We start from the raw sequence: 18,537 nt of genomic DNA, 5'->3' as shown, positions 1-18,537 counted from the left end.
GGATCCGGGCAATTCTATGGGACACTTTGACTTGATTTTCCACAAATTTTGTCTCATAGGGCCGTTCTATGAGCCATTTTTGCTTCAGCTACCGCTGGTTTTGTCCCATAGCAGGGGATCCGGGCAATTCTATGGGACATTTTGGCTTGCTTTTCAACTAATTTTGTCTCATATAGCCGTTCTATGAGCCATTTTTGCTTCAGCTACCGCTGGTTTTGTCCCATAGCAGGGGATCCGGGTAATTCTATGGGACATTTTGGCTTGATTATCAACTAATTCTGTCTCATAGTGCCGTTCTATGAGACACTTTTGCTTCGATTTCCACTGATTTTGTCCCATAGCAGGGGATCCAGGCAATTCTATGGGACATTTTGGCTTGATTATCAACTAATTCTGTCTCATATAGCCGTTCTATGAGCCAATTTTGCTTCAACTATCGCTAATTTTGTCCCATAGCAGGGGATCCGGGCAATTTCTATGGGACATTTTGGCTTGATTTTCAACAAATTTTGTCTCATAGTGCCGTTCTATGAGCCAATTTTGCTTCAACTTTTGCTGATTTTGTCCAATAGTCACCCATGTAGTAAGACAACATTGGTTCGCCCTAATCAAGTTTTCTTTATAGTAAACCAATTTTACCAGGGGTGAAAAAAGAGAAAAATTGTTATCGTATGATATGTGCATTAAAAAGCAATATTTGTACGACGTGTCGACAGTTTTAAAAAATTTCTTTCTTATGATGAAACGAGCACGAAAAGTCGATATAATGGAAACATGAAATAAAGGAAGAGGGTTCCATATGAGTTATGCAATGGAAAAATTAAGAGAAGAGAAAGTGTTCAAAGACCCTGTTCATCGCTATATTCATGTTCGTGACCGGGTCATTTGGGATTTGGTCGGGACAAAGGAATTTCAACGTTTAAGAAGAATCAAGCAGCTCGGGACAACATTTCTGACCTTCCACGGCGCCGAACATAGCCGTTTCAGCCATTCCCTCGGTGTGTATGAAATTGTTCGCCGCATTGTTGATGATGTTTTTAAGGGGAGGCAGGAGTGGGATGAATCCGATCGGCTTTTGTCCCTTTGTGCAGCTCTTTTACATGATTTAGGACACGGTCCGTTTTCTCATGCATTTGAGAAAGTTTTCCAGTTTGATCATGAATATTTTACCCAGGCGATCATTATGGGGGATACGGAAGTAAATCAAGTTCTCAGATTGGTTTCGGCAGATTTCCCCAAAAAGGTGGCGGAAGTGATTGCAAAAACATCGGAAAAGAAATTGGTCATTAGCCTGATTTCCAGTCAAATTGACGCAGATCGAATGGATTACTTATTAAGAGATGCCTATTTTACCGGTGTTAGCTATGGTCATTTCGACATGGAGCGAATCCTTAGGGTGATGCGACCAAAAGAGGATCAAGTTGTCTTTAAAAAGAGCGGCATGCATGCGGTTGAAGACTATATTATGAGCCGCTATCAAATGTATTGGCAAGTGTATTTTCACCCGGTTTCGCGTTCCGGTGAAGTCATTTTACAAAAAATTCTTCACCGTGCCAAAGAATTACATGAGCAATTTTATCATTTCAAACACGAACCGAAACATTTTGTTACATTGTTTGAAGGAAAACCGAAATTAAAAGATTATCTCGAATTGGATGAATCCGTCGTTCTTTATTATTTCCATGTATGGCAAGAAGAGGACGACCCGATTTTGAAAGACTTATGCTATCGCTTTTTAAACAGGCACTTATTCAAATATATCGAATTTGACCCTGCAACTGAATATAAAAAGTATATGAAACTGGTAACATTGTTTACAGATGCAGGGATAAATCCTGAATATTATTTAGTTCTGGACTCTTCCTCGGATCTCCCCTATGATTTTTACAGACCGGGGGAAGAGGAAGAGAGACTGCCGATCCAGTTATCGATGTCGAATGGAGAAATTCGGGAACTGTCCCGACAATCGGAAATTGTTGAAGCAATCAGCGGGAAACGAAGAACCGACCATAAGTTATACTTTCCTCTTGATCTCTTGAAGGATGAATCGACCAAGAAAAATGAGAAAAGACAAATTAAGGAATTGCTTGGGATAAATGGATAAAAAATAGATATCCGCTCTTGATTGCAGCAAAAATCAAAACAGTAGAAGCTATTGTAGGAGATGAAATGAATGCTTTTTGAACATGCCAAAATACTCCATGCCATCCGGACGGCAAAAGAGGTAGTCGGGCGCAAGAAATTGCAAAAAATGATTTACATAGCCAAAAGACTATCCTTTCCATATCAAGAAAAGTTCGACTTTCACTTTTATGGACCGTATTCAGAGGAATTGACATTACAAGTGGAAGAACTCGTTAATATGGGCTTTCTTGATGAAGTAAAGGAAAAAAAGGGCGGTTATTTTCAGTACCGTTATCAACTGACAAAAAATGGCGGGGAGTTTCTTGAGTTATTTGAGCAAAAACTGCCATCGACATTGGACGAATGTATAAATGATATGAACAAGAAAAGTTCGAGGTTTTTAGAGCTGGTCTCGACCGTTCTTTATTTTGATGCCCTACCACGGGAAGATATTTATAAAAAAATCAGCCAAGTGAAAAGCAAACAAAGGTACACAAAAGAAGAGATTGATGAAGCCTTTCAATATATCGAATCATTAAAATCAATGGTAAATAACCAACAAATGGAGTAAGTTGTTCACCCGGATGATAAACGTCAGGCACTATTTGTATAAACGAAACAGGGAGGACGATTTGCTATGTCCCTCCCTGTTTCGTTAAAGAACTAATTTATTTTTCACTTTCAAGTTTTCCCGCTACCGCATAATGATTTTTCTTCATTTCTTCAATAAAGACAACAACTTTATCAACACTGGCACCGGTTGTTTCTACGACAGCTTCGGTTACTTTATCAACTAACGCTTTCTTTTGTTCGTCTGTACGACCTTCTAACATTTTGACTGTAACATACGGCATTTTGCATTCCTCCAACTATGTGAATACTACCTATTTATTATATCTTGTATATCAAGAAAAGAAAATGTGCATAAAAGTTTAAAAAGTGTGTTCTGTGCCATTAGATGGTAAAATAAAGTTTAAAAGATCAAAAAAAGGAGCGAATTTATGAGTTTTTTAGCCTTTCCTCTAAATGTTTTGCCCTATATTATCATTACGTTGATTATTGCGTTTACAGTGCATGAATATGCCCATGCCTTTGTTGCTTATAAATTTGGTGACCCGACGGCAAAAAATCAAGGCAGGCTGACGTTGAATCCGGCGTCCCATTTGGATCCGATCGGTACTATCGTGTTGTTGATTGCCGGTTTTGGTTGGGCAAGGCCGGTTCCGGTCAATCGGTTCCATTTTAAAAAGCCGAGACTGGCAGGTGTCCTTGTTTCCCTTGCCGGTCCGTTAAGTAACTTATTGCTTGCTTTTATTGGCGGACTTCTCTTGGCACTGACGATAGGATTCGGATTGGAGGGAACCGGGGGAAAGTTTCTCTATGAACTGTGTTATTGGTTTACGTATTTAAATGTAGTTTTGTTTGTTTTTAATCTGCTTCCGCTCCCGCCACTTGACGGTTATCGAATTATTCAAGACGTTGTTTCACCAGGTACGCGGGCGAAATTGTCTCAGTTTGAAATGTATGGAATGTTAATCTTTTTAGTCTTGATTGTTGTCGATCCGCTATATAATATAACGATCGGACCGGTGCTACAAAAAATTATCCCAAATATTTTTTACGGAATCCTTGATTTTGTAGGTGGATTCTTTTAAAATTTTTAATCACTATTAGATGTTCAGCCGGAGAAATAAATCACCATGGCTACTGTTTTTATCCATTGTACGAAATGAAAGGGGAGGGTTTGCGTTGGAAGAAAATAAAGAAAAGAAAACAGTCCAATTCAATATCATTAAAAATGATCCGACTGATGGGCATAAAGGATTCGGTACCGGTGTTTTGAATTTGGAAAATGTTACCCCTGTTTTTGTCGATGTAGAGGAAAAAACGGCTTTTGTTGATATCGGTGCCATGCATGCAAAAAGTAAAGTGGAAAAAGGAATAAAATTTTTTAAAGAGAAAGAGGTAGTGCCAAACGGGAAACCGTATTGGCTCGTCTGGGTAACGATTGAAAGGAATGAAGAAGGTCCGTATTATTATGGCGTTGCTGCTTGTGAATTAATTGTCGACCGATCGATTCGCCGTGGCTACAAATCATTACCTGAACATGTGAATCGCATGGATAAATCAATGAAAGGGCATGTGATTGTGGATCATATGGATGAACCGTCAAAACGTGTTTTAGCGGAATTTTTAAAACAACAAGAAGGCGGACTTTGGGAACGTTCCAGTGACAAGTTGAAAAAGGACCTCGGTTGTTTGGATTAATGAAAAACTCCTTGCCGGCAATAAGTGGTAAGGAGTTTTTCGTATAAAATGAAACTTCCATTAATGGAGTTTTTTTTATCCCCCACCTACCTTCTTTTTAAACTCAGAATCTTGAGGTGGGGTCTTACTTGCCCGTTAAGATGGGATGAAATGCGAAATTAACTAGTTGACCCCGGATATGAATAATTGACTTCCCGTACATCCGTCCTAAATAAATCAGGAAAGTCAGTCAATCCACTTAAACCATTTCCGGTACCACAGTGACTTTTCCGGATCCTTTGTCAACGGTTGTTCGTCATCCGAGGAATTTGCTTTCGGTTCCGAACAATATTCGGTCGGTTCAGTTCCTTTGATAAAATACGTATACCGCTTTACTGGGCAATCCTTCGTTGCAAGAAGGCCGGTTTCCGGATTGATATTTACCCCGATGACTCCCGGAGTCGGTTTGAATATTTGATCGGGCTTACCCTCCAGAGCATTTTCCATTATGTCAACCCAAATATTTTTAGCAAATTGCCTTTCATCCGTTCGATTAATCGATTTCCCTTGATCATAACCGGTCCAGACGGCGGTTACTAATTTCGGGGTAAAACCGATCATCCAACTGTCCATGTTCGTTGATCCGGATTTTCCGGCATAGGTTTTCGTTGTTTTTGAGAGAATGCTTTGCCCGGTTACATTTGTGTAGCCATTCAGTTTTTCATCAAAAATCCCGGTCAACATATGGTTCATAACAAAAGTTATATCTGGATCCAGTACTTGAACCGCTTCTTTTTCCTGCTCATAAATTACCTTGCCTTTAGAATCCACAACTTTTGTAATAAACACCGGTTCGACACTTTTGCCTCCATTGGCAAGTAAGCTATAGGCATTGGCCATTTCAATAAGCCGGACATTGGATGTTCCCAATGCCAATGACGGAACTTCATCAAGGTCCGATTCGATCCCAAACTTTTTCGCTGTTTCAACTAAGGTTTCCATTCCTAAGAAAAGATGTGTTTTAACGGCATAAACATTATCGGATAGAGCGAGTGCTTGCATAAGTGTAATATCATCATCGGCATATTTGTGATTGAAATTTTCCGGTGTATATTTCTCCCTGCCGTCATCAGAAGTAAATGTCGTTAATTCACTGCGAAACGTGGATACCGGTGTAAATCCTCTTTCCAGGGCGGCGTAATAAAGAATCGGTTTTATTGTGGAGCCCGGCTGTCTCATCGCTTGAGTTGCCCGGTTGAAGCTGGATTCCTGGTAATCACGGCCACCGATAAGCGCTTGAACATACCCGGTTTTCGGTTCCATCACGACGACCGCTGTTTGAATTAATGAATTTTCCGGTATCGTCTTCTTTACTTGTTCCTCCACAACTTTTTGCAGTTTCGAATCCAAGGTTGTAAAAACTTTTAATCCGCCAAGTTCAATGGTTCGCTCATCTAAACCAATTTTCGATTTTAATTGCGTATTAACAACATCTTGAAAATAGGGTGCCGTCGTTCCTTGTTTATCACCGAGATTTCCGGCAAAATCAATGTTTGCGCTTTTTGCCTTTTGTGCTTCTTCATTCGAAATGAACCCTTGTTTTGCCATCTCGGATAAAATGAGTTCTTGTCTTGCTTTTGCTTTGTCATAGGAAATAAATGGTGAAAAGCTATTCGGACCTTTTGGAATCCCGGCCAACAAGGCAGCTTCATGCAGGTTCAAATCCTTGGCATTTTTATTAAAATAATAACGACTGGCAGCCTCAATTCCGTAAGTCCCGTGACCATAATAAATTGTATTTAAATAGCCTTCTAAAATTTCTTTTTTTGAGTAATTCGCTTCTAAACGAATTGTATAAAAAGCTTCTTTTATTTTTCGCACCAAAGTTTTTTCATGACTTAAAAACAAATTGCGGGCATATTGCTGTGAGATGGTACTAGCCCCTTGTACTTTTGCCATTGCTTTGAAATCGGCAATTAAAGCGCCGGCAATCCGCTTTGGGTCAAATCCAATATGGGAATAAAAGCGTTGATCTTCAATCGCCAATGTTGCGTTAATTAAGTCAGGTGAGATTTCATCAAGATTTACCCAATATCGCTTTTGTCCGTTATGCGATTCACCGATAACGGTCCCGTCCTCCGCATAATAAATGGTAGACTGGGGGATTTCAATCGGTGGAGGACCTGACAGTTTTGCAATCATATATGTCGTAAAAATTGTGAAAAACCCGATGATAACCGAACATGCACCGATCAATAATAATAGATGAATATATTTCACTGTTTTGCGGAAATACGGGTTTGTTTTCAGTTCCAATAATTTAACCCCCCTTTAACACTAGAATCTTGCACAATACCCTGTTATTATTATGGAAATTCCTTTTATACTTTAAACCTGATTTTTCAAAAACCGATCATAATAGAATGGGAAAATTTGCAGAGCCAAACGAATAGGGTTGCATACATACCGGATAAAGCCTCTGTCATTATAATTGTTGAGATTGAATTCATGCAGTAAAACAGATAAAATATTATTGTGAAGTAGTAACGGATGAGGACAGATTACCGGTATGTCGGCTCCGGTTAAGGATGTGGAAATGTGAAAACATCTGGAACACCAGTGAAAATTACATTGGATATACATATCAATCGAGATGGTCATCATGAGGATTTTGAATTTATTGTATTTGGTCATTATTATAAAAGAAATGCGACCTCTTATTACATTTATGATGAAGTTTGGGAAAATGGAAAAACGCATACGATTGTCAAATATATCGATGGCAAAGTCCCTGAGATACAAATATTACGAACAGGGACTTTGAACATGAGACTCTTTTTTAAAGAAAATGAAGTCATGAAAGGTTCATATAAAACAAATATCGGTACGTTTAAAGTTGAAACAAGTACAAAAGACCTTGAATATGATTGGGATGAACAAATGAAACAAGGAAAGATGAACATAAATTATCATTTTTTTATTGAACAAATTGAAGTGGGTACATATCAACTTCAATTTACATTTAAGGAGGAAAAAGGATTATGAGCATCGTATCGCAGGTTCAACAAAATCTGAAGGAAGAAATCAAACATGCTGTTCTCCGGGCGGGATTAGCCGAAGAAAACCAATTACCTGCTATCATTCTTGAAAAACCAAAGGAAAAGGCACATGGTGATTATTCAACAAATATTGCCATGCAGTTAGCACGGATTGCCAAAAAAGCTCCGCGGCAGATTGCAGAGGAAATCATCCATCATGTGAATAAGGAAAATGTATCGGTTCAAAAAATTGATATTGCCGGTCCCGGATTTATTAACTTTTTTATGGACAATCATTATTTAACGCAATTGATCCCGACCATTATTCATGAAGGGGAAAATTATGGGAAGTCCGATTTTGGTAAAGGTGAGAAAATTCAAGTAGAATTTGTTTCGGCTAATCCGACCGGTGACCTCCATCTCGGGCATGCGCGGGGAGCGGCTGTCGGTGATTCGTTATGCAATATTTTAGCTGCTGCAGGATACGATGTGACTCGAGAATATTACATTAATGATGCAGGGAATCAAATCCATAACTTGGCATTGTCCGTTGAAGCCCGCTATTTCCAGGCACTCGGATTAGAAAAGGAAATGCCGGCTGACGGATACCACGGTCAAGATATCATTGAAATCGGGAAAAGTCTTGCCAACGAATATGGTGACAAATTTGTCCATGCCCCTGAAGAAGAACGTTATGAATTTTTCAGGACCTATGCTTTGAATAAAGAAATGGAGAAGTTGAAAAAGGACTTGGAAGATTTCCGTGTGAAATTCGATGTTTGGTACAGTGAAACTTCTTTGTATAAAAACGGAAAAATTGACGAGGCTTTAAAGGCTTTGCAAGAAAAAGGGCAGATTTACGAAAAGGATGGTGCCATTTGGCTGAAAACCGAGGCACTGGGCGATGATAAAGACCGTGTATTAAGGAAATCGGACGGAAGTTATACCTATTTTACCCCTGACCTTGCTTACCATAAAGATAAATTTGAACGAGGCTTTTCTAAAGTGATTAATATTTGGGGAGCCGACCATCATGGCTATATTCCGCGGATGAAAGCAGCCATGGAAGCACTTGGATTCGACCGTAATGCATTGGAAGTAGAAATTATTCAAATGGTGCAATTATATAAAAACGGCGAAAAAATGAAAATGAGTAAAAGAACCGGAAAAGCAGTCACGATGCGGGAGCTTGTGGAAGAAGTCGGCTTGGACGCAACCCGTTACTTTTTTGCCATGAGAAGCTCGGATACGCATCTTGATTTTGATTTGGACTTAGCCGTATCCCAATCGAATGAAAATCCGGTTTATTATGTTCAATATGCGCATGCTCGGATTTGCAGTATTTTACGTCAAAGTGAAGAAATGGGAATCTCGTTCAGTGCGGATAACATAGACTTATCACTGATTACTGAAGAAAAGGAATATGATGTACTAAAAAAATTAGGAGAGTTCCCGCAAGTCATTATTGAGGCTGCGGAAAAGCGGGCACCACATCGAGTTACGAATTATATTCATGACTTGGCGTCGACCTTCCATAGTTTTTACAATGCAGTAAAGGTACTTGATCAGGATAACTTGGAACAGACGAAAGCTCGGTTAGCCCTAGTAAAGGCCGTTCAGTTAACGTTGAAAAACGCTCTAACTTTAATTGGTGTTCATGCACCGGAGAAAATGTGATGGAGCAAAAATGACTATACCAAAAAACTTGAAGGAGTGGGACCGGATGTGGTTTCACTTCTTTTTTTCAAAAAAAACAAGGGCGAGCCCTTTGAATAGAAATAACATTGGATTATTTGATTATCTACTCATGATTGCGTCAATGTCCATCTCTACTTTTTTAAACTTTTCGGAGACAATATTAAACACTTGTCGATGTTCATCCAGTTTGCTGTTCGTATAACTAAAGTTACTCCGAAGTTCTGTACCGAGATTGTTAATTTTAACTTCAAGTTCACTTTGATTTTTTTCGAGATTGCCCATCCGGGTTCCCAGCTTATTCATATTCATTGCCAACTGTTCCTGATTATGTTCAAGCTTATCCATTCGGGATTCAAGCTTGTCCATTCGGGATTCAAGCTTGTCCATTCGGGATTCAAGCTTGTCCATTCGGGATTCAAGCTTGTCCATCCGGGATTCAAGTTTGTCCATTCTTAAAACTAACTGTTCTTGGTTTTGCTCAAGCTTGTCCATCCTTGTTTCGAGTCGGACTTGTCCCTGCTTAATTTCTTTTACCTCGTGTAAAATTTGATTCAAGAGTTCTTCCACGACACCATCTCCCAGCAGTTTTTAATAATTATACCAAATAGAGTTACTATTTTCAGCAAAAATTACAGATGTATTTTATGGATTCCGCTTCAAGTAATAAGGGCTGTTTACAACAAAGGTGAAAGAACAAAGGCAATCCATTCTTTTAACACAACATGAAATTTTTGCCTTTCGAGTTTTCGAAAATGAAGCGGGGTTGATTTCGATAAATCAATTTCAGCAATTTCCAACATGCGCAAAACCAATTCTCGATCGTAAAAAACGCTGTTCATTTCATAATTATAATAAAAACTTCTTTTATCAAAATTTGCTGTCCCGATTGAACAAATATCATCATCAATAATAAAAACTTTGGCGTGATAAAATCGAGAACAAGGCTGCCAAACGGGTCATCACGAAAAATATAAAACAGTACATGAATATGATGCCGGGCTGTTTTCATATCTTGAACCATTTGTCTAAAAAGCTCTGTCCCATTGATAAAAATATCAATATTACTGTGGCGTATTGGAAATTGGTATATATGCATATTCTGTAAGTGTTGCTTCCTTCCAAAATAAAAGTCAACAAAAAGCAAAACAATCACTAGGAAAGGAATGATAAAAAACAGAAAGATTATATGCAAGGGGGGCACCCTCCCGTAACGAACAATTTAAATTGAACTTTTGAACTAAAAGGATAGTTTCCCCAAACCGCATTAGGTTATACAATCAAGGGTGAGCCTTAAGAAGTTTTCCTAAAAAACAAATGCCAAAACTAAAAGAATTGTGGTATTATAAATAAAAATCATACTATTTTTTGTGTAAAATCTTCAAAAAACCTTTTTTGGTCCTTAACAAGTCAATTACATAGCAGTTCGTATAAATAATTTTTTAAAAAAACAAACAAAATTATTGACTGAATGCTCATTCATTATATAATAGAAGTAAGTGAATAAGGACTGTTGTTTAAAAAAATCATCATGGGGATTGGGATTACGAAAAAGGGGGAAACATAATGAGCCAATCATTGCTGGCGGTTAACTGGATTGCAACAATTGCTGTAATCGCTTACGGGGTATATTTATTTATCTATCTCATAAAAACAAGACTCTCCTATATTAAATTAGGGAAAAAAGAAGAATTTGACCGTAAATTTAAAGAACGCTTTCAGAAAATATGGGTTTATGTATTTGGTCAAAAGAAATTGCTGAAAGATAAAAAAAGTGGTGCCATTCATGTCATGTTTTTCTATGGATTCATTCTTGTCCAATTTGGTGCCATCGATTTCATTGCGAAGGGGTTAATTCCCGGCGTCCACTTGCCTTTTGGACCATTGTATCCGGGATTCACCTTCTTCCAAGAAATTGTTACATTCATTATTTTAGTTGCGGTTGTTTGGGCATTTTATCGGCGGTATATTGAGAAACTGGTTCGTTTGAAACGCGGTCTAAAAAACGGACTCGTTCTTATATTTATTGGAAGTTTGATGATATCCGTTTTAGTCGGAAACGGAATGGCGCAAATTTGGCACGGCCATGAACCTACTTGGACAGAACCGATAGCTTCATTAATTGCTACTGGATTTTCTTGGATTGGTAAAACAGCAAGTATTGTTGTATTTTACATAGCTTGGTGGATTCACTTACTCGTTTTACTAACATTCTTAGTTTATGTACCGCAATCCAAGCATGCGCACTTAATTGCAGGTCCGGCTAACGTGTTCTTAAATCGGTTAGAGAATCCCGGTAAACTCCGGCCGATTGATTTTGAAGATGAAACACAAGAATCCTTTGGTGCCGGGAAAATAACGGATTTCACCCAATACGAATTGGTGGATCTATATGCATGCGTTGAGTGCGGGCGCTGTACCAATATGTGCCCGGCAACTGGTACGGGGAAAATGTTGTCGCCGATGGACTTAATTGTAAAAATGCGTGACCATTTGACCAATTATGGAGCGGCCGTCACATCGAAAACACCTTGGGTACCCGGATTCCTATTTTCGAATTCAGTAGGCAATCAATTGGCCCTGCAAGCAAGAGGCCTCGGGGCACAAGAATCGGCAGCAACATCAATTTATGATAAAAATTTAATCGGTGATATTATTACCGAAGAAGAAATTTGGGCTTGTACAACTTGTCGGAACTGTGAAGATCAATGTCCGGTTATGAATGAACATGTGGATAAAATTATTGACCTTCGTCGTTATCTTGTTTTAACGGAAGGAAAAATGAAACCTGATGCCCAGCGTGCCATTCAAAATATTGAAAAACAAGGCAATCCGTGGGGCTTGAACAAGAAAGATCGGGAAAATTGGCGTGACCTTCGTGATGATGTGGAAATCCCAACGGTAAAAGAACTGAAGAAAAAAGGGGAAGAATTCGAATACTTATTCTGGGTTGGTTCCATGGGGTCCTATGATAACCGAAGCCAAAAAATTGCCCTATCCTTTGCCAGATTGCTAAATGAAGCAGGCGTGAAATTTGCGATTTTAGGAAATAAAGAAAGAAATTCCGGGGATACGGCTCGTCGTCTCGGTAACGAATTTCTCTTCCAAGAACTGGCAACAAAAAATATTGAGGAATTTGAGAAAAATGATGTAAAGAAAATTATCACGATTGACCCGCACGCATACAATATTTTTAAAAATGAGTATCCGGACTTTGGTTTAAAAGCTGAAGTTTACCACCATACCGAAATTTTGTTTGATCTCGTGAAAAAAGGAAAATTAAAACCAATTTATGAAGTTAATGAAACGATTACCTTCCATGACTCATGTTATCTCGGTCGTTACAATGAAGTGTATGATCCGCCGCGGGAAATTTTGAAAGCCATCAAAGGGGTGAAATTGGTGGAAATGGAAAGAAACCGTGAAACAGGCATGTGCTGTGGTGCAGGCGGTGGTCTCATGTGGACGGAAGAAGATACCGGTCATCGGATTAATGTTGCCAGAACCGAACAAGCGTTAAAAGTAAATCCGAATATTATCAGTTCCGGCTGCCCGTATTGCTTAACAATGTTATCAGACGGAACGAAGGCAAAAGAAGTAGAAGAAACCGTAAAAACATACGATGTGGCTGAAATATTGGAAAAAGCCGTTTGCGGTGAAAGAAAAGAATTAGTTTCGTAAATTTGTCATGAGCAAAAAATAAATTTATTATATTAATAGATAGTGGAGGGGATGGATTAGATTTCCCCTCTACCTTTAGATACATCATCGAGCGAGCGTTCAGTCAATGTGTTTCAAGAGCTTTTCTATCATCTGCATAATTTTGTAACCGTTAACAATAGGGGTGAACGGGCTTTGGAATTGTTTTAGAAGTACAAGAAGCTGGGTAGAAAGGAAATTTGTTCAATTTTAAAGAAAACTCGGGCGTCCGAGCCTTTAGGCGATGGCAAAGCCGCAAGAGCACTTATACTTAATTCTTAAAATTTCCAACTACGTCGAATTCGCTTCTTTGCTGGAAATTTATACTTTCTTAACGTATTAAAAAAACTATATACATAGTTTTTAAGATACTTATATTTTATAAGGGGGATTTTTATGGGAAAAACGGTTATTTTAGAAGGGGCAAGAACACCGTTTGGGAAATTAAACGGCAGTTTAAGCGGTTTATCCGCAACGGAATTGGGCGGAGTAGCCATTAAAGGGGCGCTAGAAAGAGCAAACGTTCAACCGGAAGAAGTGGAACATGTTTTACTTGGTACGGTTTTACAAGGCGGTCAAGGTCAATTACCATCAAGGCAGGCAGCACGGAACGCCAATATCCCGTGGCAAACAAGTACAGAGACGATTAATAAAGTTTGTGCTTCAGGGATGAGAAGTGTTGCTTTGGCTGATTTGCTTATTCGTGCCGGCGAAAAAGAGACAATTGTTGCCGGTGGAATGGAATCGATGTCCAATGCCCCGTATATTTTACCAAAGGCAAGAACCGGTTACCGGATGGGCCATGGACAGCTTATCGACTTAATGATTTATGACGGTCTCACCTGCAGTTTTACCGGTGTTCATATGGGAACATACGGAAACAGTACTGCCGAGGAATTGGGACTGACCCGGGAAGCACAGGATCAATGGGCATTACGCAGTCATGAGCGGGCATGTGCCGCAATCGAGTCCGGAACGCTTCAAGAAGAAATTGTTCCGGTTGAAATTATGCAGAGGAAGGGGCAGCCGATTGTTGTATCAACAGATGAAGCACCAAGGAAAGATACGTCATTAGAAAAATTAGCCAATCTCAAACCTGCCTTTGATAAAAATGGAACCATCACCGCAGGAAATGCACCGGGGGTTAACGATGGTGCTTGTGCATTAGTTTTAATGAGTGAAGAAAAAGCGGAAAAACAAGGGAAAAAACCGCTGGCAAAAATTCTTGCCAATGCGACGGTAGCGGTAGAGGCAAAAGATTTCCCGAAGACTCCAGGACTGGTTATTAATCTATTGTTGGAAAAAGTCGGTAAAACTGCGAAAGACATTGATCTGTTTGAAATTAATGAGGCATTTTCAGCGGTTACACTTGCGTCCGCACAAATTGCCGGATTGGATTTGGAAAAGGTGAATGTAAATGGCGGTGCCGTTGCTTTAGGACATCCAATCGGAGCAAGCGGGGCGAGAATTATTTTAACATTAGCCTATGAATTGAGAAGAAGAGGCGGTGGCCTTGGAATAGCAGCTATTTGTTCCGGCGGCGGTCAAGGGGATGCTATTTTAATTGAAGTCCCGAAACAATAAGTGGAAGGGTGCTATTTTAAAAACGAACATCGAGGCACGAGTCATTTCTAAAACATGCTGACAGTTGGGTTTTATCAAATACTAGTGGCATATGACCATTCATTATCGAAATCGAAATTTCATATTTTGAAAGCCAACCGGTAACAATGAGCGATATTGCCGGTGGATTTAAATACCAAATGGGACTTAATATAGAAAAATTTTTCAACGGGAGGTAGAACAGATGGATGTACAAAAAATTATGGTTGTAGGTAGTGGCCAAATGGGTTCAGGGATTGCCCAAGTTTGTGCACAAGCAGGCTATGAAGTCATATTACAGGACATCAATCAAGAGGCAGTGGACAAAGGGATGGCTGGTATATACGGGCGACTTACAAAACAGGTAGCGAAAGGAAAAATGACCGAAGAGGAAAAGACAGCTATCATTAACCGGATGAGTTCATCAACCAATCTTGAGGACGGCTCAACATGCGATGTCGTCATTGAAGCCGTCATAGAAAATATGGAGACGAAAAAAAGTATTTTCCGACAGCTGGATGAAATCACTCCAAAAGAAACGATTTTAGCTACAAATACATCATCCTTGCCGATAACAGAAATCGCATCGGTAACAAGTCGGCCGGAAAAGGTAATCGGTATGCATTTTATGAATCCGGTGCCAGTTATGAAACTGGTTGAAGTTATCCGCGGGCTGGCAACGAGTGATGAAACATATAAAATAATTTATACGATTGTAAGAAATTTGAATAAAGAACCGGTTGAGGTAAATGATTTTCCCGGTTTTGTCTCAAACCGCATTTTAATTCCGATGATCAATGAAGCCATTTATGCATTATATGAGGGTGTTGCCTCAAAAGAAGCCATTGACAGTGTCATGAAACTCGGTATGAACCATCCGATGGGTCCGCTAACATTGGCGGATATGATCGGGCTGGATACATGTCTGTTTATAATGGAGACATTGTTTGAAGGTTTAGGTGATGATAAGTACCGGCCATGTCCATTATTACGGAAATATGTAAGTGCCGGTTGGTTAGGCAGAAAAACCGGCCGCGGGTTTTACGTATATAAGTAAACGAAACAAATATTTTCTACTTTTCAAAGACAACACAGAAAGGGGCAAACATATATGCATCTGCAATTTACCGAAGAACAATTGTTGCTCCAGAAAATGGTTCGAGATTTTGCTGAAAAAGAGATTGCGCCCTTTGTTTCAAACATGGAAGCGGGACAGTTTCCCCGACATCTCATAAAAAAAATGGGGGAACTCGGTTTAATGGGAATCCCGATTCCAATCGAATATGGCGGTACCGGAATGGATTTCACCGCCTATATGATGGCAATTCATGAAATAGCGAAAGTGAGTCCGACACTTGCAGTTATTTTATCCGTGCATACCTCGGTCGGTACCTATCCGATTTTGAACTTTGGGACAGAAGAGCAAAAGCAGCAATATATCCCAAAATTGGCAAGCGGAAAGTACCTAGGTGCCTTTTGCTTAACTGAACCGAATGCCGGCTCGGATGTAGGCAGTCTTTCAACAAGGGCGGTTAAAGATGGCGATCATTATGTCATTAACGGCAGTAAGATATTTATAACAAACGGCGGGGAAGCGGATGTATATATTGTCTTCGTAAAAACAAATCCCGCCCTCGGTTCTAAAGGAATTACCGCATTTATTGTCGAAAAAAATACACCGGGTTTTATCATCGGTAAAAATGAGCAAAAGATGGGCTTGCATGGTTCCAAAACAGTCCAAATTATGTTTGATCATCTTCGTGTCCATGAAAGTCAACGGCTCGGCAAAGAAGGAGAAGGCTATAAAATTTCCATGGCCAACCTTGATGCGGGACGAATTGGAATTGCCGCCCAAGCTTTAGGTATTGCAGAAGGGGCATTTTTACAAGCCAACGCTTATGCAAAAGAGCGGAGGCAATTCGGGGTTCCGATTATTGAAAACCAAGGCATTAGTTTTAAATTAGCTGAGATGGCGACACAGATTGAAGCGGCGAAATTACTCGTTTATCGAGCTGCCTACTTGAAAGGGACAGGAATAAACTGTTCAAAAGAAGCTTCCATGGCGAAAATGTTTGCTTCCAATACGGCAATGGAGGTAACGACCGAAGCGATCCAAATTTTTGGCGGCTATGGGTATATAAAAGAGTATGATGTGGAGCGCTATTTTCGTGATGCAAAAATAACCCAAATATACGAAGGAACAAATGAAATTCAAAAAGTCGTGATTACAAAATATTTATAATTTTCCATTCATAATCGTATCAGTTTTTAAAAAAAAGGGGGATATCTATGCAATTTACATTATCTGAAGAACATGAAATGATTCGAAAAATTGTCCGTGATTTTGCCATCAATGAAGTAGCACCTACCGCCAGTGAACGGGATGAAGAGGAACGATTTGATCGGGAAATATTTGATCAAATGGCCGAGCTTGGTTTAACCGGAATTCCATGGCCGGAAGAATACGGCGGTATTGGCAGCGACTTTTTAGCCTATGCCATTGCGGTAGAGGAATTATCCCGGGTTTGTGCTTCGACGGGCGTTACATTATCTGCACATACATCGCTTGCCGGTTGGCCGATTTTTAAATTTGGAACAGAAGAACAGAAACAAAAATATTTAAAACCGATGGCGCAAGGGAAGAAAATCGGAGCTTACTGTCTGACGGAATCCGGCTCGGGGTCAGATGCAGGCGGGATGAAAACAATGGCAAGAAAAGAAGGGGATCATTACGTTTTAAACGGTTCGAAAATATTTATTACCAATGGCGGAGTTGCTGAAATTTATGTCGTTTTTGCCACCACGGACCCTGAGTCAAAACATAAAGGGACGACTGCATTTATTGTAGAAAGCAACTTTTCCGGATTTAAAGTAGGGAAAAAAGAAAAGAAAATGGGTATTCGTTCATCCCCGACAACGGAAATCATTTTTGAAGATTGTATCGTGCCGCAAGAAAATGTTTTAGGTGAAGAAGGTCAAGGCTTTAAAATTGCAATGATGACATTAGATGGAGGAAGAAACGGGATTGCGGCTCAAGCAGTCGGTATTGCCCAAGGTGCATTAGATGCTGCCGTTAGTTATGCAAAAGAACGGGTCCAATTTGGGAAACCGATTATCGCCAATCAAGGGATATCGTTTAAATTAGCAGATATGGCAACAAATATTGAAGCGGCAAGACTATTAACATATCAAGCAGCTTGGTTGGAATCGGCCGGACTGCCTTATGGAAAAGCGTCTGCCATGGCTAAATTATTTGCCGGAGATACAGCCATGAAGGTAACGACCGAAGCTGTTCAAGTTTTCGGCGGTTATGGATATACAAAAGAATATCCAGTGGAAAGATTTATGCGTGATGCAAAAATAACTCAAATTTATGAAGGTACCCAAGAAATTCAGCGTTTAGTCATTTCCCGGATGCTCTAATTAAGAAAGTCTTAACGGAAAGCAGGTGGTCCTTTGGCAGAAAAACAAAAAGTCTACGCTTCCGTAAAAGATGAGCGATTGATTAATATTCGCCGGGAGCAAATGGTTAAAGGGGCCATCTCTCTTTTTAAGGAGAAGGGATTTCATCGTACGACGACAAGGGAGATTGCCCGCAAAGCCGGTTTCAGTATTGGAACCCTTTATGAATACATTCGTTCAAAGGAAGATATTTTATATTTAGTTTGTGATCAAATATATGATGAAGTTCAGTCGAAAATTCAGGACGCACTTGATTTGAAAAAAGTCACCATTGAAACGATTCGGGAAGGAATTACTTCATATTTCCTGGTGATTGATGAAATGCAGGATGAGGTTTTGGTGTTATATCAAGAGGCGAAATCATTGACAAAAGAATCGTTGCCATATGTTTTGAAAAAGGAAATGCAAATGGTGGCTATGTTTGAACAGTTGATTCAATTGTTTAGTGAAAACTACGGGCTGCTTTTAAATGATAAAGAAATAAAATTGTTGGCTCATAATATTTTTGTTCATGGGCAAATGTGGAGCTTCCGCCGGTGGGCATTACAAAAAATATACACACTAGATGAATATACCAATATGCAGGTTGAACTGTTTATCCAAGGGGTGCAAACTTTCTCCGGGAAAAAGAGAGATCATCCATTTAAGCCAGCTTAAACGCAAGGCAAAA

Annotated in this window: 17 protein-coding genes; 12 read left to right on the top strand and 5 right to left on the bottom strand. The window is 39.5% G+C overall.

Annotation, left to right across the window (positions count from 1 at the left end; genetic code table 11):
* Nucleotides 1-799: 799 nt before the first annotated feature.
* Nucleotides 800-2,104, top strand: coding sequence for an HD domain-containing protein (locus tag BT1A1_RS16485; RefSeq protein WP_034773297.1), 1,305 nt, complete (start codon nucleotides 800-802; stop codon nucleotides 2,102-2,104).
* Between the two features lie 69 nt (nucleotides 2,105-2,173).
* Complete coding sequence (locus BT1A1_RS16480; RefSeq protein ID WP_034773294.1) at nucleotides 2,174-2,695, top strand: YwgA family protein; 522 nt, start codon at nucleotides 2,174-2,176, stop codon at nucleotides 2,693-2,695.
* A gap of 97 nt (nucleotides 2,696-2,792) precedes the next feature.
* Here the strand turns inward: BT1A1_RS16480 and BT1A1_RS16475 are convergent, their stop codons facing one another.
* A complete protein-coding gene (locus BT1A1_RS16475; protein WP_034773292.1) occupies nucleotides 2,793-2,978 on the bottom strand; it encodes a 2-hydroxymuconate tautomerase in 186 nt (61 codons plus the stop codon).
* 147 nt (nucleotides 2,979-3,125) lie between these two features.
* Here BT1A1_RS16475 and BT1A1_RS16470 point away from each other — a divergent pair, with 147 nt between their 5' ends.
* Nucleotides 3,126-3,779: a site-2 protease family protein gene (locus BT1A1_RS16470; RefSeq protein ID WP_034773290.1), complete on the top strand. Its 654-nt coding sequence runs from the start codon at nucleotides 3,126-3,128 to the stop codon at nucleotides 3,777-3,779.
* A 94-nt stretch (nucleotides 3,780-3,873) separates the two neighbouring features.
* On the top strand, nucleotides 3,874-4,392 hold the full coding sequence (locus BT1A1_RS16465) for a YwhD family protein (RefSeq protein WP_034773287.1): 519 nt from the start codon (nucleotides 3,874-3,876) through the stop codon (nucleotides 4,390-4,392).
* 225 nt (nucleotides 4,393-4,617) lie between these two features.
* Here the strand turns inward: BT1A1_RS16465 and BT1A1_RS16460 are convergent, their stop codons facing one another.
* Nucleotides 4,618-6,687, bottom strand: coding sequence for a transglycosylase domain-containing protein (locus BT1A1_RS16460; protein ID WP_034773283.1), 2,070 nt, complete (start codon nucleotides 6,685-6,687; stop codon nucleotides 4,618-4,620).
* Between the two features lie 282 nt (nucleotides 6,688-6,969).
* Between BT1A1_RS16460 and BT1A1_RS16455 the strand changes: the two genes are divergently transcribed.
* Together BT1A1_RS16455 and argS are read left to right on the top strand one after the other, a co-directional pair.
* Nucleotides 6,970-7,416: a YwiB family protein gene (locus BT1A1_RS16455; protein ID WP_034773281.1), complete on the top strand. Its 447-nt coding sequence runs from the start codon at nucleotides 6,970-6,972 to the stop codon at nucleotides 7,414-7,416.
* Nucleotides 7,413-9,086 (top strand): arginine--tRNA ligase, encoded by a 1,674-nt coding sequence (gene argS / locus BT1A1_RS16450; protein ID WP_034773279.1) that lies wholly within the window; start codon nucleotides 7,413-7,415, stop codon nucleotides 9,084-9,086. The genes BT1A1_RS16455 and argS overlap by 4 nt, the downstream gene beginning before the upstream one ends.
* Nucleotides 9,087-9,206: 120 nt before the next feature.
* Here argS and BT1A1_RS17565 read toward each other — a convergent pair whose 3' ends face one another.
* From BT1A1_RS17565 to BT1A1_RS18290, 3 genes are all read right to left on the bottom strand, one after another.
* Nucleotides 9,207-9,674, bottom strand: a complete 468-nt coding sequence (locus BT1A1_RS17565; RefSeq protein ID WP_051989204.1) for a hypothetical protein — start codon at nucleotides 9,672-9,674, stop codon at nucleotides 9,207-9,209.
* A 107-nt stretch (nucleotides 9,675-9,781) separates the two neighbouring features.
* Entirely contained in the window at nucleotides 9,782-10,015 is a 234-nt protein-coding gene (locus BT1A1_RS18295; RefSeq protein ID WP_231553356.1) for a phospholipase D-like domain-containing protein, read from the bottom strand.
* Nucleotides 9,943-10,299 (bottom strand): hypothetical protein, encoded by a 357-nt coding sequence (locus tag BT1A1_RS18290; RefSeq protein ID WP_034773277.1) that lies wholly within the window; start codon nucleotides 10,297-10,299, stop codon nucleotides 9,943-9,945. Before BT1A1_RS18290 ends, BT1A1_RS18295 begins: the two co-directional genes overlap by 73 nt.
* Nucleotides 10,300-10,670: 371 nt before the next feature.
* Between BT1A1_RS18290 and BT1A1_RS16435 the strand changes: the two genes are divergently transcribed.
* From BT1A1_RS16435 to BT1A1_RS16410, 6 genes are all read left to right on the top strand, one after another.
* On the top strand, nucleotides 10,671-12,785 hold the full coding sequence (locus BT1A1_RS16435; protein WP_034773275.1) for a (Fe-S)-binding protein: 2,115 nt from the start codon (nucleotides 10,671-10,673) through the stop codon (nucleotides 12,783-12,785).
* 414 nt (nucleotides 12,786-13,199) lie between these two features.
* Nucleotides 13,200-14,387, top strand: coding sequence for an acetyl-CoA C-acetyltransferase (locus BT1A1_RS16430; RefSeq protein ID WP_034773273.1), 1,188 nt, complete (start codon nucleotides 13,200-13,202; stop codon nucleotides 14,385-14,387).
* Between the two features lie 223 nt (nucleotides 14,388-14,610).
* Nucleotides 14,611-15,462 carry a 3-hydroxybutyryl-CoA dehydrogenase gene (locus tag BT1A1_RS16425; RefSeq protein WP_034773271.1) on the top strand — a complete coding sequence of 284 codons (852 nt, stop codon included), beginning with the start codon at nucleotides 14,611-14,613 and terminating at the stop codon, nucleotides 15,460-15,462.
* A 54-nt stretch (nucleotides 15,463-15,516) separates the two neighbouring features.
* The gene (locus tag BT1A1_RS16420) at nucleotides 15,517-16,647 is read left to right on the top strand and encodes an acyl-CoA dehydrogenase (RefSeq protein WP_034773269.1); all 1,131 of its coding nucleotides are present in this window, start codon (nucleotides 15,517-15,519) and stop codon (nucleotides 16,645-16,647) included.
* A gap of 47 nt (nucleotides 16,648-16,694) precedes the next feature.
* Complete coding sequence (locus tag BT1A1_RS16415) at nucleotides 16,695-17,828, top strand: acyl-CoA dehydrogenase (RefSeq protein ID WP_034773267.1); 1,134 nt, start codon at nucleotides 16,695-16,697, stop codon at nucleotides 17,826-17,828.
* A gap of 33 nt (nucleotides 17,829-17,861) precedes the next feature.
* Nucleotides 17,862-18,524, top strand: coding sequence for a TetR/AcrR family transcriptional regulator (locus tag BT1A1_RS16410; RefSeq protein ID WP_034773265.1), 663 nt, complete (start codon nucleotides 17,862-17,864; stop codon nucleotides 18,522-18,524).
* Nucleotides 18,525-18,537 lie beyond the last annotated feature (13 nt).

Source organism: Caldibacillus thermoamylovorans (assembly GCF_000751775.1).
GTDB classification, from domain to species: Bacteria; Bacillota; Bacilli; order Bacillales; family Caldibacillaceae; genus Caldifermentibacillus; species Caldifermentibacillus hisashii.
The sequence above is the reverse complement of the archived record's forward strand: the minus strand, read 5'-3'. Positions and strand labels throughout refer to the sequence as shown.